The sequence below is a fragment of the Streptomyces crystallinus genome, from assembly GCF_039521265.1.
GTDB lineage: Bacteria > Actinomycetota > Actinomycetes > Streptomycetales > Streptomycetaceae > Streptomyces > Streptomyces crystallinus.
On record NZ_BAAACA010000014.1, the window covers coordinates 518129 to 534773 of the forward strand.

Consider the following 16645-nt stretch of genomic DNA (forward strand, 5'->3'; position numbering starts at 1 on the left):
TCCGCGCAGTTTATTCGATGCGATTGCATCGGAACCCGGGTTACTGTTTCGATGCAACCGCATCGGAACGAGTACGGGAGAGTGCGCACCATGCAGGACGCTTTGTGGCGGAGGTCGGCAGCGGCGCAGGCGGCGGCCGTACGGAGGGGGGAGGTCTCCGCCGTCGAGCTGGTGGAGAGCCATCTGGAGCGCATCGCCGAGGTGAACCCGCGGGTGAACGCCGTCACCCAGCTCCTGGCCGGGCGCGCCCGCGAGGCCGCGCGGCGGACCGACGCCGGGCGGGCCGAAGGAAAGGTGCTGGGGCCGCTCGCGGGCGTACCGTTCACGGTGAAGGAGTCCACCCCGATCGGGGGCGTGCCGACCACCTTCGGCGTGCGGCGCTTCGCCGACCTGGTCGCCGCCGACGACGCGCCCCCGGTGGCCCGGCTGCGAGCGGCGGGCGCGATCCCGATCGGCCACAGCAACATGCCGACCCTGATCCTGGCCGGTATGCACACCCGCAGCGAGCTGTTCGGCGACACCGCCAACCCGTGGGACCGCGCGCGGACGCCCGGCGGCACCAGCGGCGGCGACGCGGTGGCCGTCGCCACGGGTATGGCGGCGCTGGGCCTCGGCAACGACTCCGGCGGGTCCGTGCGTATCCCCGCCCAGTTCTGCGGGGTGACGGCCCTCAAGCCGACGCCCGGCCGCTTCCCCGCCGACCACCGCGTCCTCGGCCCGGACGACCCGGGCCCGGCCACGCAGATGCTGGTCACCGACGGCCCGCTGGCCCGGACCGTGGCCGATCTGCGCCTGGCCTACGAGGCGTTGGCCGGGACCGACCCCCGCGACCCGCGCACGGTTCCGGCGCCCGCCCACGGCGCCCCGCTGCCCGGACCGGTGAAGGTGGCCGTCGTCGCGGACCCGGGCGGCCACGGCGTCCACCCCGCGATCGCCGCGGCCGTCCGGAGCGCGGCCGAGGCGCTGCGGGACGCCGGGTACGACGTGCGCGAGGTGGCGGACGTACCGAGGCTGGACGAGACGCTGGAGGCGTACAACCGGATCACCGTGACCGAGTTCGCTCCCAACTGGCCGGTGGTCCGCACGCTCCTGGGCGACGGCGGTCACCGCTATATCGCGATGGCGATGGAGCGGACCCCGCCGGTCACCGATGTGGACCAGCTCATGAAACTCATGGGCGCCTGGATGAACATCCGCCGCTCGTGGGCCGAGTTCCTCGACGCCTACCCACTGGCGCTCGGCCCGTCGTTCACCGAGCCGCCGGTAGAGCCGGGCCTGGAGTCGCGGGACCGGGCGGGCCGGGACCGGGTGGCCTCGGGCATGCGCCTGTGCACGGCGACGAGCTTCGTCGGCGTACCGGCGGTGGCCGTGCCGACCGGGCTGAGCGACGGGCTGCCCTGCGGGGTGCAGATCATCGGCCGCGCCTTCCGCGAGGACCTGTGCCTGGAGGCGGCGCAGGCGGTCGAGGACCGGCTCGGGGTGCTGACACCGGTGGATCCGCGCGGCAGCGGAACCATCGGGCGCTAGCGCTCCCGTCAGGGCGGAACCATCGGGTGCCCGCGCTCCGGTCGGGGCGGTGACCGCGTCGTGGCGCGGGGGCCCGGTCCGACCAGGGCGGGGCGGTGAGGCCGCCCCTGGGGGGTACACGTTCTAGGCTGCACTCACCCGGTACCGGCCCGGCAGCCGACCCCGACCCCAGGAGCGCACCCCGTGTTCGACCCCGTACTGGACAACCCGTACCCCGACAGCCGGCGGATCGACGACGTGCCCGCGCCGCACGAGTTGCTGGCGCCGGTGCTCGGGCTCCTCGGCACCTGGCACGGGCGGGGCCAGGGCGAGTACCCGACGATCAGCGGGACCTTCTCCTACGCGCAGGAGGTCACCTTCAGCCACGACGGCCGCCCGTTCCTGCGCTACGAGGCCCGGGCCTGGCTGCTCGGTGTCGACGACACCCCGCTGCGGCCGTCCGCCCGGGAGAGCGGCTGGTGGCGGCTCCAGCGGGACGGCCGGGTCGAGGCGCTGATCACCCAGCCCACCGGCATCGCGGAACTCGCGGTCGGCCACGCGGGCGAGAACACCATCGACCTCTCCACCGACCAGGTGGCACTCACCCCCACCGCCAAGGAGGTGAACGCGACCCGGCGCCGCTACACCCTGACCGACGAGGACACGCTCACCTTCGTGCACGACCTCGCGGCGGTGGGGCAGCCGCTCCAGCACCACCTCTCGGCCCGGCTGCGCCGCACGGCATAGCCGGGCCTCCGATCCACGTATCAGATCTGCGGCCAGTCCCAGCCCAACTGGAGGAAGAGGCCGAGCCGGTCGCTGACCGCGCGGATCTCCGTGATCTTCCCCTCGGCCAGGGTGAAGATCCAGATGGCCTCCACGTCGAAGCCGCGGCCGGTCGGCTCGGGCATCCGGGGGTGGGCTCCGCCGTGGACTCCGCGCTGGGTGACCCGGGCGACCACGCGGTCCCCCTCAGCGATCAGTTCGTCGATGTGCACGGTGAGCGGGTCGAACGCGGCGAGCTGCCGGCGCAGACCCTCGAAGGCCGCGCCCGGCTCGTCGGCCTCACCATGGATGATCTTGTTGTGGTCCACGACGTCGTGCGCCATGAACCGTGGCAGGTCCGCCGGCCGACGGTCACTGACCGCCTCGAAGAACCCCCGTACCGCCTGCTTGTTGTCGTCCACCACGACAAACCCCCCGCATGATCGTTTGTTGGCGGGGGTGAGCCTAGACGCAGCACCGCCTTCCCCGTCAACTCCGGTGGACGGGACGGTCGGGACGGTCGGCGGTCCGCTTCCGCCCGTGGGGAGCACCCGGGCGGTCAGTTGTGCCTCAGTTGTGCCCGAACTTCCGCGACTGCTTGTGGGAGACCTCCTGCGGGGCCGGACGCGCCGATTCCGGTGCGGCGGGCGACCTCGTCGGCTGCTTCGTCTCCGTCGTCGCACTGCGCTCATGGCCGCCGGTGCGGGCGCCGCGGTTCTGCCGGGTCTGCTTCTTACCCACGACGATGCCTCCTTCAGAGAGACCTGAGACCTCGGAGGATGAACCTCACCAGGGTCGCACATACGTACGAAGATCGCATTCCGGGCAATCAGTGCAGAGCTGGGCGTTTGGTTCACGGTCCGGCGGGCCCGCGAAGACGGCGTCGGGCCGGGGGGGAGACTTCCGGACAGGGGGCCCGGCGGACGGCGCCGGCCGGGCTCCGCGCCGTTCCGGCCAACCGGCCGCCGGGCCCAACGCGCCCGTCGCGGACGGCTTTCGGCCACACACCCCTCCCCACGACCTCACCCTCCGCGTCATTTTGCAATCCCTAAACTGCGGGATTACGCAGCGCCGAAATGCGCCCTAGCGTGTGCGGGACGGCACCCGCCCCTTTTCCCGACCACCTGCCCCCCCACTCCCCCGTAGCGGCACCTCCACGCCACCGGGGACGGTACCCGCGGTCCGCGCACGATCAGGCCACCACCGTGCACGCATCGTCAAGGCGATTCCCCTGCCGTCGCCCGTTGAATGAGGCGTCAGTCGACCGGAAGTCACAGCGAAGGGCAGGCAGTTGAGCACCCCATCCCCTTTTCCCTCCCCTTTACCGTCGTCGCCCGCCGCCGCGGCCGTACCACCGGAGCTCGCCACCGGGCACCTCGACACCTTCGTCCAGGACCACTTGCCGCCCCCGGAACTCCAGCCCGACACCCTGCTCGACCTGCCCACCCTCCGCTTCCCGCCCCGGCTGAACTGCTCGACCGAGCTCCTCGAAGGCCCCTCGGGACCGGCGGACCGCGCGGGCCGGCTCGCCGTGCTGTCACCGCACGGGGTGCGCTGGACCTACGCCGAACTCCTCGCCACCGCCTCCCGCATCGCACACGTACTCACCGAGGACATGGGCCTGGTGCCGGGCAATCGGGTGCTGCTGCGGGGCACCAACACCCCGATGCTGGTGGCGGCCTGGCTCGCGGTGATCCGCGCGGGCGGGGTGGTCGTGGCCACGATGCCGCTGCTGCGCGCCAAGGAGCTCGCGTACGTCATCGACAAGGCGCGCATCACCCACGCCCTGTGCGAGACCGCCCTCCGCGCCGAGCTGGAGGCTGCGCGGGGCGACGGCGGCGGGCCGCGCACGATGTACTTCCAGGGCGGGGCGGACGACGGCGCGGCCCCGGACACCGGCGCCGACCTCGACCGGGCCATGGCCGGACGCCCCGACCGGTTCGCGCCCGCCGACACCGCCGCCAGCGACCCCTGTCTGGTCGCCTTCACCTCCGGCACCACGGGAATGCCGAAGGCGACCGTGCACACCCACCGCGATGTGATGGCGGTATGCCGCTCCTTCCCCCAGCACGTGCTGCGGGCCGGCAGCGACGACCGCTTCATCGGCACCCCCTCGCTGGCGTTCACCTACGGCCTGGGCGGACTGCTGCTCTTCCCGCTGCACATCGGCGCCTCCGTGGTGCTGCTCGACCGCGCCTCCCCGCCGCAACTGGCCCGCGCCATCGACGAGTTCCGCGCCACTGTCTGCTTCAGCGGCCCGACGGCGTACCGGGCGATGTGCATGGACCCGGCGCCGTACGGCCTGTCCTCGCTGCGCGAGTGCGTCTCGGCCGGTGAGCCGCTGCCTCCGGTCACCCGCAAGATGTGGAAGCAGCGCACCGGCCACGACCTCATCGACGGGCTCGGCTCCACCGAGATGCTGCACATCTTCATCGCGATGCGCGGCGAAGAGGCCGCCACCCGGCCCGGCGCGCTGGGGCGCCCGGTGCCCGGCTACCTCGCCGCGATCGTCGACGAGGCGGGCCGCCCCCTGCCGTACGGCGAGGTCGGCGCACTCGCCGTCAAGGGGCCCACCGGCTGCCGCTACCTCGACGACGAGCGCCAGGTGGACTACGTACGCAACGGCTGGAACCTCACCGGCGACGCCTGCTGGGCCGACAAGGACGGCTATCTCCACTACCACGCCCGCCTCGACGACATGATCGTGTCGGCCGGGTACAACATCTCGCCGGTCGAGGTCGAGGCCACGCTGCTGAGCCACCCGGCGGTGCGGGAGTGTGCGGCGGTCGCCGCGCCCGACGACGAGCGCGGCACGGTGGTGCAGGCGCATGTGGTGCTCGCCGAGGGATACACGCCGTCGCATGAAATGGTCCTGGAACTCCAGCAGTTCGCCAAGACCGAGATGGCGCCCTACAAGTATCCGCGGCTCATCGTCTTCTGCGCCGAACTCCCCCGGGCCGGCACCGGGAAGGTGCAGCGCTTCCGGCTGCGCGGCGCCGTCGCCTCCGAGCCGGCCGGACGGGAGGGGGTGGGCGGTGACTCCGCCTCCGTCTGAGCCCGGCCCGGCCGGTTTCACCCAGCGCAAGCGCGTCTTCTTCCACCACTGCGACCCGGCGGGGATCGTCTTCTACCCGCAGTACCTGCTGCTCGTCAACGAGGTGCTCCAGGACTGGTTCGAGACCGGGCTGCACGTCGGCTACGCCGGGCTGTTCGCCGAGCGCCGGATCGGCATTCCCACCGTCCGCCTCGAATGCGACTTCCTCGCCCCGAGCCGGCTCGGCGACCCGCTGGACATCACGCTGACCGTCCAGCGCATCGGGAAGTCCTCGTTCGAGCTGCGGTACGAGTGCGCCGGGCCCGGCGGGCAGGACGTGCGCGCCCGGATCCGCGCGGTGCTCGTGACCACGTCACTCGACGGACACGGCCCGATCCCCATCCCTCAGGACATCCGTACAGCGATGGAGCGTTACACATGACGACCGACCGCAGGGACGTGGCCGCCGACCTGATCGGCCTGATCGAGACCGATGGGCTCGGCGCCGGAAACTTCTTCCGCCTGGCGGCGGCGGCCGCGAGCGAGACGACCGAGACCGTGATCGAGCTCGACCAGCCCTATCGTGCTCCCTCCGGAGCCCTCCACGACAGACTCACCCTGTCGGCGCTCGACGAGCTCACCGACCGGGTGGCCGCCGGGTACTACGCCGACGGCATCCGCCCCAAGGACCCGGTGGCGGTCTTCGTGGCGGAGAGCGTGCGCTACCTGGTGCACTACATCGCGCTGACGAAGATCGGCGCCATACCCGTCTTCGTGAACAGCTCGCTCGCCCCGGAGATCGCCGCGCGGTTCATCGAGCACGTCGGCGCGGCCGCCGTCGTCTCGGACCCCGAGCGGCTCGCCGAGGACCGGCTGCCGATCACGTACTACACCGAGGAGCCCTACGGCCAGGGCGACTTCAAGCTCTTCACCCACGAGGACGACGACCCGGTCCTGATCGCCCACACCTCCGGGACCACGGGCATCCCCAAGGCCGTGCAGTTCAACCACATGGGGTTCTTCTTCGGGGTCAGACAGCAGATAAGGGCGGACCTCGGCACCCGCATCCTCTCCGCCCTGCCGCAGAGCCACGCGTCGGCGATCTCGGTCCTGATGTCGGCGGTCGCCCGGCGCGCCACCACCCTCCTGGCGACCCGCCGGGGCCCCGAGGACATCGCCCTCGCCATCCAGGAGTTCCGGCCCCACCTGGTCGCGGGCTTCCCGAAGACCTTCGTCGACCTGTGCCGGGTCGACCTGGACGCGTACGACCTGTCCTCGGTCTCCCGGTGGATGTCGACCGGCGACGCCAACCACGAGCGGCACATCCGCCGACTGGTGGCGCGCGGCAACCACGTCGACCGGGACGGGACCCCGCGCCCCGGTTCGCTGTTCATCGACAACTTCGGCTCGTCCGAGTTCGGCTTCGCCATGTTCCGTACGGTGCACACCCCCACCAGCGACCGCTACCAGCGGTGCATCGGGCGGCCGTTCGACTGGGTGGAGGTGGAGATCTTCGACGCGGACGACGAGCCCGTGGCGCCCGGGACGGTGGGCCGCCTGGCCCTCAAGTCGCCCACAATCACCGGCGGTTACTGGAACAACAGCCTGCTCAGCGAGAAGAACCGGATCCAGGGCTACTGGCTCACCGGCGACCTCGCCTACCGCGGCGCGGACGGCCTCTACTACCACGTCGACCGGACCACGGACCGGATCACCACCGTCAACGGCGTCCTCTACAGCGCCCAGACCGAGGAGCTGATACTGCGTCACTTCCCTGACCTCGTCGACTGCTCGGTGGTGGGAGTGGACAGCGGGGACGGCTCCCACCAGATACCCGTCCTGACCATCGACGTGCCGTCCTCCGACGCCGAGTTGGCGGAACTGCGGTCACGGGTCAACGCCCTGCTGGCCGAGCGGAGCTGGCCGCCCGTCGAGAAGGTGCTGGTCAAGGGCGCCGAGGAGCACGTGGGCGTCACGGGCAAGGCGCTGAAGCGCAGTATGCGGGTGGCCTTCGCGGACGAGCGCTGAGATGTCGATGACTGAGGTGTCGGGCGCGGAGATGTTGTCGAGCGCTGGGGTCTGTCGCTGATCCGGCGCCCCGCCCCCCCGGCCCGGTCCCACCGCTCGGGGCGGGGCCGGGGCGTCGCCCCGGGGGGGCGGATCAGCGGTCGCGCTCCGCGAACACCTCACGCGCGGCGGCGACGCCGTTGAGCGCCGCCGGGAATCCGGCGTATCCGGCCATCTGCGTGATGACCTCGACGACCTCCTCGCGGGTGCCGCCGACGTTGAGGAGCCCGTGGATGTGCACCCGCAGCTGCGGGGCCGCAGTGCCGAGCGCCGTGCACAGGGCGACGGTGGCCAGCTCGCGGGACTTGAGGTCGAGGCCGGGGCGGGAGTAGATGTCGCCGAACGCGAACTCGATGATGTAGCGCCCCAGGTCGGGGGCGATGTCGCGCAGCGAGGCGATCACGGCGTCGCCGGCGTGCCCGTCCACCTCGGCGAGCTTGGCGAGCCCCCGCTCGTACCGCCGCTCGCGCTCGCCCGTGTCGGTCGGCTCGTAGCTGAGCCCGGGCCGGTCGCCGAAGGCCTCGCGGGCCACGGTGAGGCCGTTGAGTGCGGCGGGTATGCCCGCGTAGACGGCGGTGTGCAGGATCACCTCGACGACCTCGGCCGGGGTCACTCCCACGTTCAGCGCGCCGTCGATGTGGAAGCGCAGCTGGGGAGCGGCCGTCCCCATCGCGCACAGCGCGGCCACGGTGGCCACCTCGCGCTGCCGCAGGGTGAGCCGGTCGTTCGCCAGGAGCTCGCCGTATCCGAAGGACACCGTCATCCGGCCGAGGTCGGGGGCGATGTCCGCGAGGCTGTCCAGCACGGCGGGCCTCTCCTCGCCGCCGACCTCGCGCAGCAGCTTGAGCCCGCGCTCGAAGCGCTCGTCGGTGTCAGCGGTGGCAGCGGCGGCGGGGGAGACGGAGGATGCGGTCGTGGAGTTCTGTGCGCTGTTCATATGACCGAAACTAGATCCTGGAGCGCACTCCAACGCAAGCGCACCGCCCCCGGCACGGATTCAGAGGCAAGGAAGAGCACCCCATGGCAGACGAGATCGCGACGGGCGAGCGGTATGTGGAGCTCTCACCACCCGCCCCGAGGACCACGGCCGGCACGGTCGAGGTGTGGGAGTTCTTCTGGTACGGGGACCCGCTCTCGTACGCCCTCGACCCGGCCGTACGCCGCTGGGCGGGGCGGCAGACGGGGGTGACGTTCGTCCGCGTCCCGGCCCCCTTCGGCGGCCGGTGGGACGCGCACGCGCGGATGCACTTCGCGCTGGAGGCCCTGGCGCACGCGGACAGCGAGACGATGGGCGCGGTGTACGAGGCCGTGCAGCACCGGGGGCAGCGGCTGGCCGAGCCGGAGGAGCAGGCGGACTTCGTGGCCGGGCTCGGCGTCGACCGGGCCCGCTATCTGGCCGTCCTCGACTCCTTCGGCGTGCAGGGCCAGTTGGCCTCCGCCAAGGCCCAGGCGAGCCGGGCCGGGGTGCAGAGCGTGCCCGCCTTCCTCGTCAACGGGAAGTACCGGACCGACCTCAAGTCGGCGGGCGGCCCCACCGAACTGATGCGGGTGGTGGACCGGCTCGTGGCGACGGCGCGGGAGCGGTAGCCGCGGCTCACCGGCGGGCCCCGCGGTGAGCAGGACCGATACTGCATCGCCCAGGGGAGTGATCCTCCGCCCCACATGTCGGATACGCGGCGGCGGTGGGCATGGCAGCTGCGAACCAGTGGCCACAGCGGCACCCGAGAGACGGGAACACCTCCATGCCCCTCCCCCGCGAGCTCAGAGCCGGTCACGTCGTCCTGACCCGCGGCACGGGACACCTCTCCCGTGCCATCTGTCTCCTGGACGGCTCCGAGGTCAGCCATGCCGCGCTCGCCGTCGGGCCGGACGCCCTGGCCGAGTGCGTCGGCGAGGGTCTGCGCACCATCACCTACGCCAAGGCCCTCGACGCGCACGACCTCGTCGTCGGACGCACGCTGACCCACCCGGCCGAGATGTCCCCGGTCCTCAACGTGGCCCACCGCTACCTCGGCTCCCGACACGCCTACGCCCACCAGCAGATCGTGCTGCTCGCGGTGCTCGCCGTCACCCGCCGCATCCCGCTGCCGCCGGGCGGCAAACGCATGGTGCGGGCGGTCCTCGACCAGGCCGCCGGGGTCCTCAACACGATGGCCGAGCGCGGCCAACAGCCGATGATCTGCTCCGAGTTCGTCTACCGCTGCCATTCGGAGGCCCAGCCCCCGGCCCCGTACGCGCTGCGGCTGCGGACCAGCGCCGCCCTCGACCGCGCCGAAGGGCCGACCCTCCTCCAGTGGGCCGAGGCCCACCCCCTGCTCCCCTTCGTCCCGCTGACGGCTCCCGCCGCGCTGGGAGCGTACGACGACGTCGGCGTCGAGGCGGCCCTCGCCCCGGTGCTCTCCGCCTACCGCGCGGCCGTCGGCGAGGCGAACGGCGTTCCCACCGCCCCGCGCCTGCCCGGCGTCGGCGCCTTCACCGACCCCAGCGACGAGGAGCTGCTGGCGTCCATGACGGCGTTCGGCACCGCACTGCACCAGGCCGCCGGTGCGGACACCGAGGGCGCCGAACCCCTCACGCCCCACCAGTCCCTGGAGCAGATCCGCCTCACCGAGGCCGACCCGAACTTCGTCACTCCGGGCGACCTGCTGCACAGCCCCTCGCTCACCGAGGAGTACCGCGCGCCCGGCGCCGGAGTGACGGCGACGGCCTCCGACCGGTATCAGGGCCGTTCCGGCAAGGGCACCGAACACGACACCTGACGTGCGGTATCGGCCACATACCTACCACCACCGTCAACGATCCGTGTTGTTCATCGACAAGTTGCCGACTGTTCACCCTCCGTACTCCTAGAGTCTTGGCGTCCCACCCCGAACTCACAGGGAGCGGAGCCATGGATTCGTTGCGCCACCTCACCGCCCACCTCGGTCTGGACCTCACCGCGATATGTCTGCTGACCTTCGCGATCTACTACCCGAGACACCGGCGACGCGACCTGGTGCCCGCGTATCTCGCCCTGAACGTGGCCCTGTTCACCATCGTCGCGGCCCTCGCGGAAGTCGGCGGCAGCGGCGGCACGGCGCTCGGGTTCGGTCTCTTCGGCGTGCTGTCGATCATCAGGCTGCGCTCGGACGCCGTGCAGCACGAGGAGGTGGCGTACTACTTCACCACGCTCGTCCTGGGCCTGCTCTGCGGGCTCCCGCACCTGGGCCTCGGGCTCGCGGCAGCGCTGAGCGCCGTGCTCCTGCTGGTCGTCTACACGGCGGACCACCCGAGGCTGCTGTCGGGAGTGCGGCGCGCGGTCATCACCCTCGACGTGGTGCACACCGAACCCGACGCGCTCCGCGCGGACCTGGCGCGGCGGCTGGGCGAGCCGCTGCACTGGACGGTCATGGAGATCGACTTCGTACGCGACCTGATGGTCGTCGACGTCCGCTACCGCGAGCCGCGCGCGAGCGCGGTCCGTCGGCGTGGCGGCGAGACCGTGCGCCGCCCCGAGCCCGTGCTGGACGCGGCATGACCGACCTGCGCACACCGACGCGGACAGCCGCCGCCCGGGCCATCGAGGAGGCGGCCCACCGTGCCGAGCCGCTCTCGCTCGACGAGCTCAACGAGCGCTCCGCGCTGCTCTCCCGCTTCGACCGCAGCTATCTGGTGCCGACCGGCACGTTCCTGCGTGTGATCGGCCATCTCACCCGGCCGTCCCCCCACGCGGTGCCGTTCCGGGCGCTGGCCATCGACGGCCGCCGCGCCTTCCGCTACCACTCGGTCTACTACGACACCCCCGAACTCCGCTCCTTCCACGACCACCGCCAGGGCCGCCGCCTCCGCTTCAAGATCCGTGAGCGGCTCTACGCGGACAGCGGTGAGCGGCAATTCGAGATCAAGCTCAAGGGCCGCCGGGGCGACACCGTCAAACACCGCAGACCTCTGACGGGCGCCGACACCCCGCTGGACACCGCCGCCCGGGCGTTCCTCGCCGACACCCTGCACCACGCCTACGCGATCGCCCCGCCCCTCGTACTGGGGCCCTCGCTGAGCACCGACTACCTCCGCTCGACGTTCGTGGCCGACGGGCAGCGCATCACCTGCGACGCCGGGCTGGTCTGCGTCGACCCGCGCACCGGGCGGACCGTGCGCTGCGACGGCGGCCTCGTCCTGGTCGAGACGAAGTCCGCCGAGCACCTCACGGAGGCGGACCGCCTGCTGCACGCCCACCAGGTGCGGCCCGCCGTCTTCACCAAGTACTGCGGCGCCCTCGCCGTACTGCGTCCGTCGCTGCCCGCCAACCGCTGGCGCCGGGCGGCCCGCCGGGCGTTCACACCCGAGGGGGCGAGCGCTCCCTGAGAGGGCCCCTTCCCGTGACACCAGAAGCCGATGACGCCAGAAGCCGGCCGGTGACACCGCGCTCCCGCGCCATCGCGGGGGCGGCCACCGGCCGGCCTGGTCCTGCGCATGAACCCATGCGCGGCGGCGTCACATGGGGTCGATGCCGCCACTGCCCATCTGGTTCGTCTGCTTGCTCTCCTCCTGCAGCCGGCGCGCCTTCTCCTTCAGCCGGTCACGCTCGGCCGGGTCGGTGGCGCGCTCGGCGGCCTGCTCCAGCTGCTCCGCCTTCTGGCGCATCTGCCGGGCGCGGCCGCCGGTCTCGTCTGCAATGCTCATGATCACTCCTGGGATCTGTGGTGGAGCTGACCCCCACAGCGAATCAGCACCGCGCACCGAGCGCATCCGGAAGCGTCACTCACCGCTATCCCCGCAGGACAGGCCACCCGTACGGAGCCGGGCGGGGCGTAGCAGGCCCCGGGGTGACGCGCGGGGTCAGAGCATGGCCAGATGCGCCTCCACATACGGGACCGCCACGGACTCCGCCGGGTGGGCCGCGCCGAGCATCGGGTGCACATTGACCTCGAACACCGCGCCGCCGTTCTCGACGGCCAGGTCGACGCCTCCGAAGCGCAGGCCCACGGACTTCGTGGCGGCGACCGCCAGTTCGCAGAGGTCCACCGGCAGGTCGTCCACCGGCATGGGGGTGCAGGCCGCGCCCTGGGCCTCGTTGCACGGGGCGTCCGGGCGCGCCTGGACGTGTTCGCACGCCTGCACCGCGCGCCCGTCGAGCACGGAGACCCGGAACTGGTGGCGCTGCCCGGCGGCGTTGAAGTTCCGGGCGTCGCGCGAGATCAGCCAGTCCTGCTCCGACTCCGCGTAGCGGGCGAGCGCCTGGAAGAGCTGGGCGTACGTGGTGATATGCATGACGTCGTCGCCGCAGGTCCCCACCGCGGGCCGGGCCCAGACGTCCCGGCCCAGCCGGTCGAACGCGGCGGCCGCCGCGTCCAGACTCGGCCGCGTCAGGGTGACGGTCTCCATGTGCGGGATGCCGTGCAGCGCGAAGCGCGCCGTCGTGAGGTTCTTGTCGGTGGCCGCCCGCCAGGCGTCGGCATCCGTTCCCAGCGAGACCGTCCCGTACCGTTTGAGCAGCCTCTGGAAGGGCTCGAAGCGGCGGCGTTCGGGTGGCTGCACCTCGTAGACGAGCACGGCCGACGGGGTCACCGCGAGGCCTTCGGAGGGCACCTCCAGCCGGACCTCGGAGTCCACGACGTGCGTACGGCCCGGGCCGCCCGTCAGGAAGTGCCGCGCGTCGACCTGCACCGGCGGCCGTCCCGTCAGCAGCTCGACCGCGGCGGCCAGGGCGGCCCGACTGCCCTCCGTGGAGCTGTGGTCGGTCATCAGAACGATCTCGCGGTCAGTCATTCCGGCTTGGTCCCCTTGCCCCCTCGCCCAGAATCGCCCCCCGAATCTACGGAGGCACCGGCGCCGCGCCACAGTAGGCTTTCCGTCAACCTGGAGAGGTGCGGCCCTCGCTCCGGGGGACCGCCCGCGTACGCCTGATGCCGCCCCCGCCCCTTCGGCGTCAACAAGCCTGCCGGAAACGGCACTTGCTACAGCCGCGCCTCCTGCGCCCCGTGCCCGCGCGGCGGCGCCGGGCGGCTCCGGCTCCACCCCGTGTAGGCCTCCGCGAGATACGTGGAGCCCGCCGCGGAGTCGACCACCGCGGCCAGTTCGCCGAGCTGGCGGCGGACGTCGAAGTCGGTGGCGCCGGGGGTGCGGTGCAGCATCGTCGTCATCCAGTACGAGAAGTGCTGGGCGCGCCAGACGCGGCGCAGCGCACGCGGGCCGTAGGTGTCCAGGGCGCCGCGGTCGCCCTTGGCCAGCGCGGTCTCCAGGGCTTCGGCGAGCAGCCGTACGTCGGCGAGCGCCAGGTTGAGGCCCTTGGCGCCGGTGGGCGGGACGGTGTGGGCGGCGTCGCCCGCGAGGAGCATGTTGCCGTAGCGCATCGGCTCGCAGACGAAGCTGCGGAAGGGCAGGACCGAGCGGTCGGTGACCGGGCCCTCCTTCAGGGTGAAGCCGTCCGTGCCGCGCACCCTCTCCTGCAGTTCCGCCCAGACGCGGTCGTCCGGCCAGGCCGCCGGGTCCTCGTCCGGGTCGCACTGGAAGTACATGCGCTGGACGGACTCCGTGCGCTGGCTGATGAGGGCGAAGCCGCGTGCGGAGTGGGTGTAGACGAGCTCGGGGGCGCTGGGCGGGGCGTCGACGAGGACGCCGAACCAGGCGTACGGGTACTCGCGGAAGAAGTGGGTGCGCGCAGCCTCCGGCACCGCGGACCGGCACACCCCGCGCGAGCCGTCGGCGCCGACCAGGATGTCGCAGCGGATCTCCCGCGCCACCCCGTCGGCGTCGGTGAACAGGATCCCGGGGTGTTCGGCGGTCAGGTCGACCACCCGGGTGTCCGAGACACCGAAGCGTATGTCACCTCCGTCGCGGGCGCGGGCGTCGGCGAGGTCGACGAACACATCGGTCTGCGGGTAGAGCCACACGCTCTCGCCGACCAGGGCGCGGAAGTCGACGCGGTGGCTCTCGCCGCCGAAGCGCAGCGCGATGCCGTCGTGCGGGCGGCCCTCGCGCAGCACCCGGTCGCCCACCCCGGATTCGGTCAGCAGCCGGGCGTTGTCGGCCTCCAGGATGCCCGCGCGGCTGGTGCCCTGGATCTCGGCGCGGGTGCGGTGGTCGACGACCACCGAGTCGATCCCGGCGCGGGCGAGCAGCTGCGAGAGCATCAGGCCGGCCGGGCCCGCGCCGACTATGCCGACGGCGGTCCGGGTGGGGGCTTGCGGCATGGCTCGTCCCTTCGTGTCGCGCCTCGGCCGAGCGCGTCGCGCAAAAGGTTAACTTCCTTCGGCCGCCGTCCAGTTGTCCCCGGGCGAACAGTGCCGGGCCTGACCCGCTCCACCGGCCGTACTGGTCCCCACCAGCGGCCGAAAAGAATCCGGTTGCCCGGATGATCAGGACTGTCCGAATCGGAACTTGCGCCTCCTCTACGCCCTCGGGAAAGTTGAATGTAGTACTCACCGATGCGAAAGGGGAGCTCAGTGGTCTCCACTGCCTCCACGGGTCGCCCCCGCGGGCGTGGCAAGCACCGGTGCGAGGGCACCCGGTCCCATCACGCCGGAAGACGACCGCCCGCACTTGCCATGGCCGAAATGACACCGTCACCGACACCGTCGTCACCATCGCATGGGGGATCATGTCGACAGTTCCTGACTTAGCGAACGAGGACCGCGCCGATCACTTCCTTCCGCTCCAGCGCTATATCAGCGAGCACTGTGTGTCCCTTCCCATCGGATCGCTGCTGCCCGCCGACTCCCCCCGCCTCAACGGCGAGAGCATGGAGCACATACGGCTCCTCGCGGAGCTGGACGACGAACCGCAACCGATCATCGTGCACCAGCAGTCCATGCGGGTGATCGACGGAATGCACCGTCTGCGGGCCCGGGCCGAGCGCGGTGACACCACCATCCGGGCCCGCTACTTCACCGGAAGCGACAGCGAGGCCTTCCTCTTCGCCGTCCAGTCCAACACGAGACACGGCCTCCCCCTGAGCCGGGAGGACCGCAGAGCCGCCGCGGAGAGGATCATCCAGTCCTTTCCCTCGATGTCCGACCGGGCGCTGGCGAAGTTCACCGGACTCGCCCAGCAGACCGTCGCCCGGATCCGGCAGCGACTTCCCCCCACCAGGTCCGGCGAGGCCCGTATCGGCGTCGACGGTCGCGTCCGGCCCGTGAACCCCAAGGAGAACCGCCGAATCGCCGAAGAGTACCTCCGTGAGAACCCCCACGCCTCACTGCGGGAGATAGCCCGAGCGGCCAACATCTCCCCCTCGACCGCGCAGGACGTACGGCGGCGCGCCACGCTCCGGCCCAGTGCCCCGGACCCCCAGTCCCGGCAGCCGCCGGCGCTGTCGGCGGTGGACGGGGCGGGCTCCGGCCCGGAACAGCTGCGCCATCTGGAGCTGCTGGCCCGCGACCCGTCCGTACGGCACACCGACACCGGCCGCATGCTGGTGCAGTGGCTCCGGCTGACCACGGCCGTCAGCAAGAACCACACCCTCATCGTGGACAGCGTCCCCGAACACTGCTCCGCGATCGCGGCGCGCGCCATGCGCGTATGCATGGCGCATCTCGAGGAGTTCGCGACGAAACTCGAGCAGCGCTAGACCGGTTACCGGACCGGTTTTCGCGAGGCGTTCCCGGTGTTCGACTGCACAACTCTGTGCAGTCGAACACCGCTTGACCCTCCACTTCCCCGGCTCTTAGCCTTTTGGCACTTGATCATCGAAGAAATCAGCAGTGCGACTCACGTTTTCTGGTCCGCCTTTCGGCGTGGAACGGTCGTGATATGACGGAACGGCTGAATCAATTCTCCTCGGCTCCGCCGCAGACGAGAATGCTCGTCTGCGCGGACGGATCGACGACCCTGCTGCTCGACGCCCTGGTCGGCGAGCGGCTCAGCGTACGGGTCGACCACCAACAACAGGTGCCCGCCGCCCAGGTCCGGCGCATCGGGTGCCACATCCTCGGCGCCGCACCCGACGCCCTGGTGGTCGACCGCCAGACCAGGATCCTCACCCCCGGCAAAGAAGTCATCAGCGTGAACCGGGTCGTCATAGCCGGACGCGAGAGCGACCGCCTGGTGCCGCCGCCCGAGGAACTCCTGGGCCCCTATCTCAAGAAGGTGGGGCTGGCACTGAAACGCGAACCGCTCGCCGTGTCACGGGACACCTGGCCACTCGGCGGCGATTCTCCCGCCTGCGTCAGCAAGGAATACATCATCGACTGCGGCGGCTCGGGCCGGGTGTACGTACACGAAAGGTTCAACCCCCGGTTCGTACCGCTGGAATCCCGTGAATCTCTGGAACCCGAGGAAAAGGACGGCTGACGG

At 71.6% G+C, this 16645-nt stretch carries 17 protein-coding genes; 11 read left to right on the top strand and 6 right to left on the bottom strand.

What is annotated here, in order from left to right; all coding sequences use genetic code 11:
• The first annotated feature begins 90 nt into the window (after nt 1-90).
• Together ABD236_RS12950 and ABD236_RS12955 are read left to right on the top strand one after the other, a co-directional pair.
• A complete protein-coding gene (locus ABD236_RS12950; RefSeq protein WP_344073698.1) occupies nt 91-1527 on the top strand; it encodes an amidase in 1437 nt (478 codons plus the stop codon).
• Between the two features lie 183 nt (nt 1528-1710).
• Complete coding sequence (locus tag ABD236_RS12955) at nt 1711-2253, top strand: nitrobindin family protein (protein ID WP_344073700.1); 543 nt, start codon at nt 1711-1713, stop codon at nt 2251-2253.
• A gap of 20 nt (nt 2254-2273) precedes the next feature.
• Here ABD236_RS12955 and ABD236_RS12960 read toward each other — a convergent pair whose 3' ends face one another.
• On the bottom strand, nt 2274-2696 hold the full coding sequence (locus tag ABD236_RS12960; RefSeq protein ID WP_344073701.1) for an ester cyclase: 423 nt from the start codon (nt 2694-2696) through the stop codon (nt 2274-2276).
• Nucleotides 2697-2841: 145 nt separating this feature from the next.
• Entirely contained in the window at nt 2842-3012 is a 171-nt protein-coding gene (locus tag ABD236_RS12965; RefSeq protein ID WP_344073703.1) for a hypothetical protein, read from the bottom strand.
• 550 nt (nt 3013-3562) lie between these two features.
• On the opposite strand from ABD236_RS12965, the gene ABD236_RS12970 reads away from it, so the two are divergent.
• Genes ABD236_RS12970 through ABD236_RS12980 form a run of 3 tightly spaced genes read left to right on the top strand, consistent with a single transcriptional unit; the run spans nt 3563 to nt 7333 of the window.
• On the top strand, nt 3563-5326 hold the full coding sequence (locus ABD236_RS12970) for an AMP-binding protein (RefSeq protein WP_344073704.1): 1764 nt from the start codon (nt 3563-3565) through the stop codon (nt 5324-5326).
• Complete coding sequence (locus tag ABD236_RS12975; protein WP_344073705.1) at nt 5307-5747, top strand: acyl-CoA thioesterase; 441 nt, start codon at nt 5307-5309, stop codon at nt 5745-5747. The genes ABD236_RS12970 and ABD236_RS12975 overlap by 20 nt, the downstream gene beginning before the upstream one ends.
• On the top strand, nt 5744-7333 hold the full coding sequence (locus tag ABD236_RS12980; RefSeq protein WP_344073707.1) for a class I adenylate-forming enzyme family protein: 1590 nt from the start codon (nt 5744-5746) through the stop codon (nt 7331-7333). Before ABD236_RS12975 ends, ABD236_RS12980 begins: the two co-directional genes overlap by 4 nt.
• Before the next feature lie 133 nt (nt 7334-7466).
• Here the strand turns inward: ABD236_RS12980 and ABD236_RS12985 are convergent, their stop codons facing one another.
• Nucleotides 7467-8309 carry a carboxymuconolactone decarboxylase family protein gene (locus ABD236_RS12985; RefSeq protein WP_344073708.1) on the bottom strand — a complete coding sequence of 281 codons (843 nt, stop codon included), beginning with the start codon at nt 8307-8309 and terminating at the stop codon, nt 7467-7469.
• A gap of 83 nt (nt 8310-8392) precedes the next feature.
• On the opposite strand from ABD236_RS12985, the gene ABD236_RS12990 reads away from it, so the two are divergent.
• The 4 genes from ABD236_RS12990 (at nt 8393) to ABD236_RS13005 (ending at nt 11716) form a co-directional block, all read left to right on the top strand.
• Nucleotides 8393-8959: a thiol:disulfide interchange protein DsbA/DsbL gene (locus ABD236_RS12990; RefSeq protein ID WP_344073709.1), complete on the top strand. Its 567-nt coding sequence runs from the start codon at nt 8393-8395 to the stop codon at nt 8957-8959.
• Nucleotides 8960-9114: 155 nt separating this feature from the next.
• The gene (locus ABD236_RS12995; protein ID WP_344073710.1) at nt 9115-10131 is read left to right on the top strand and encodes a C40 family peptidase; all 1017 of its coding nucleotides are present in this window, start codon (nt 9115-9117) and stop codon (nt 10129-10131) included.
• A 131-nt stretch (nt 10132-10262) separates the two neighbouring features.
• The gene (locus ABD236_RS13000; RefSeq protein ID WP_344073711.1) at nt 10263-10889 is read left to right on the top strand and encodes a DUF4956 domain-containing protein; all 627 of its coding nucleotides are present in this window, start codon (nt 10263-10265) and stop codon (nt 10887-10889) included.
• Nucleotides 10886-11716, top strand: coding sequence for a polyphosphate polymerase domain-containing protein (locus ABD236_RS13005; RefSeq protein WP_344073712.1), 831 nt, complete (start codon nt 10886-10888; stop codon nt 11714-11716). Before ABD236_RS13000 ends, ABD236_RS13005 begins: the two co-directional genes overlap by 4 nt.
• Before the next feature lie 129 nt (nt 11717-11845).
• On the opposite strand, the gene ABD236_RS13010 is transcribed toward ABD236_RS13005, so the two are convergent.
• From ABD236_RS13010 to ABD236_RS13020, 3 genes are all read right to left on the bottom strand, one after another.
• Nucleotides 11846-12034: a DUF6381 family protein gene (locus ABD236_RS13010; RefSeq protein WP_344073713.1), complete on the bottom strand. Its 189-nt coding sequence runs from the start codon at nt 12032-12034 to the stop codon at nt 11846-11848.
• Nucleotides 12035-12190: 156 nt separating this feature from the next.
• Nucleotides 12191-13120, bottom strand: coding sequence for an ATP-grasp domain-containing protein (locus ABD236_RS13015; protein ID WP_344073714.1), 930 nt, complete (start codon nt 13118-13120; stop codon nt 12191-12193).
• A gap of 188 nt (nt 13121-13308) precedes the next feature.
• Nucleotides 13309-14544, bottom strand: coding sequence for a 4-hydroxybenzoate 3-monooxygenase (locus ABD236_RS13020; protein ID WP_344073715.1), 1236 nt, complete (start codon nt 14542-14544; stop codon nt 13309-13311).
• Between the two features lie 407 nt (nt 14545-14951).
• On the opposite strand from ABD236_RS13020, the gene ABD236_RS13025 reads away from it, so the two are divergent.
• Together ABD236_RS13025 and ABD236_RS13030 are read left to right on the top strand one after the other, a co-directional pair.
• Nucleotides 14952-15920: a ParB/RepB/Spo0J family partition protein gene (locus tag ABD236_RS13025; protein ID WP_344073716.1), complete on the top strand. Its 969-nt coding sequence runs from the start codon at nt 14952-14954 to the stop codon at nt 15918-15920.
• 182 nt (nt 15921-16102) lie between these two features.
• Entirely contained in the window at nt 16103-16642 is a 540-nt protein-coding gene (locus ABD236_RS13030) for a hypothetical protein (protein ID WP_344073717.1), read from the top strand.
• The last annotated feature ends 3 nt before the right edge of the window (nt 16643-16645 follow it).

Excerpts from the sequence above, each read along its gene's own strand:
- ABD236_RS12950 (WP_344073698.1), top strand. The coding sequence starts at position 91 with ATGCAGGACGCTTTGTGGCGGAGGTCGGCAGCGGCGCAGGCGGCGGCC.
- ABD236_RS12980 (WP_344073707.1), top strand. The coding sequence starts at position 5,744 with ATGACGACCGACCGCAGGGACGTGGCCGCCGACCTGATCGGCCTGATC.
- ABD236_RS12985 (WP_344073708.1), bottom strand. The coding sequence starts at position 8,309 with ATGAACAGCGCACAGAACTCCACGACCGCATCCTCCGTCTCCCCCGCC.
- ABD236_RS12990 (WP_344073709.1), top strand. The coding sequence starts at position 8,393 with ATGGCAGACGAGATCGCGACGGGCGAGCGGTATGTGGAGCTCTCACCA.
- ABD236_RS12995 (WP_344073710.1), top strand. The coding sequence starts at position 9,115 with ATGCCCCTCCCCCGCGAGCTCAGAGCCGGTCACGTCGTCCTGACCCGC.
- ABD236_RS13000 (WP_344073711.1), top strand. The coding sequence starts at position 10,263 with ATGGATTCGTTGCGCCACCTCACCGCCCACCTCGGTCTGGACCTCACC.
- ABD236_RS13005 (WP_344073712.1), top strand. The coding sequence starts at position 10,886 with ATGACCGACCTGCGCACACCGACGCGGACAGCCGCCGCCCGGGCCATC.
- ABD236_RS13010 (WP_344073713.1), bottom strand. The coding sequence starts at position 12,034 with ATGAGCATTGCAGACGAGACCGGCGGCCGCGCCCGGCAGATGCGCCAG.
- ABD236_RS13015 (WP_344073714.1), bottom strand. The coding sequence starts at position 13,120 with ATGACTGACCGCGAGATCGTTCTGATGACCGACCACAGCTCCACGGAG.
- ABD236_RS13020 (WP_344073715.1), bottom strand. The coding sequence starts at position 14,544 with ATGCCGCAAGCCCCCACCCGGACCGCCGTCGGCATAGTCGGCGCGGGC.
- ABD236_RS13025 (WP_344073716.1), top strand. The coding sequence starts at position 14,952 with ATGTCGACAGTTCCTGACTTAGCGAACGAGGACCGCGCCGATCACTTC.
- ABD236_RS13030 (WP_344073717.1), top strand. The coding sequence starts at position 16,103 with ATGACGGAACGGCTGAATCAATTCTCCTCGGCTCCGCCGCAGACGAGA.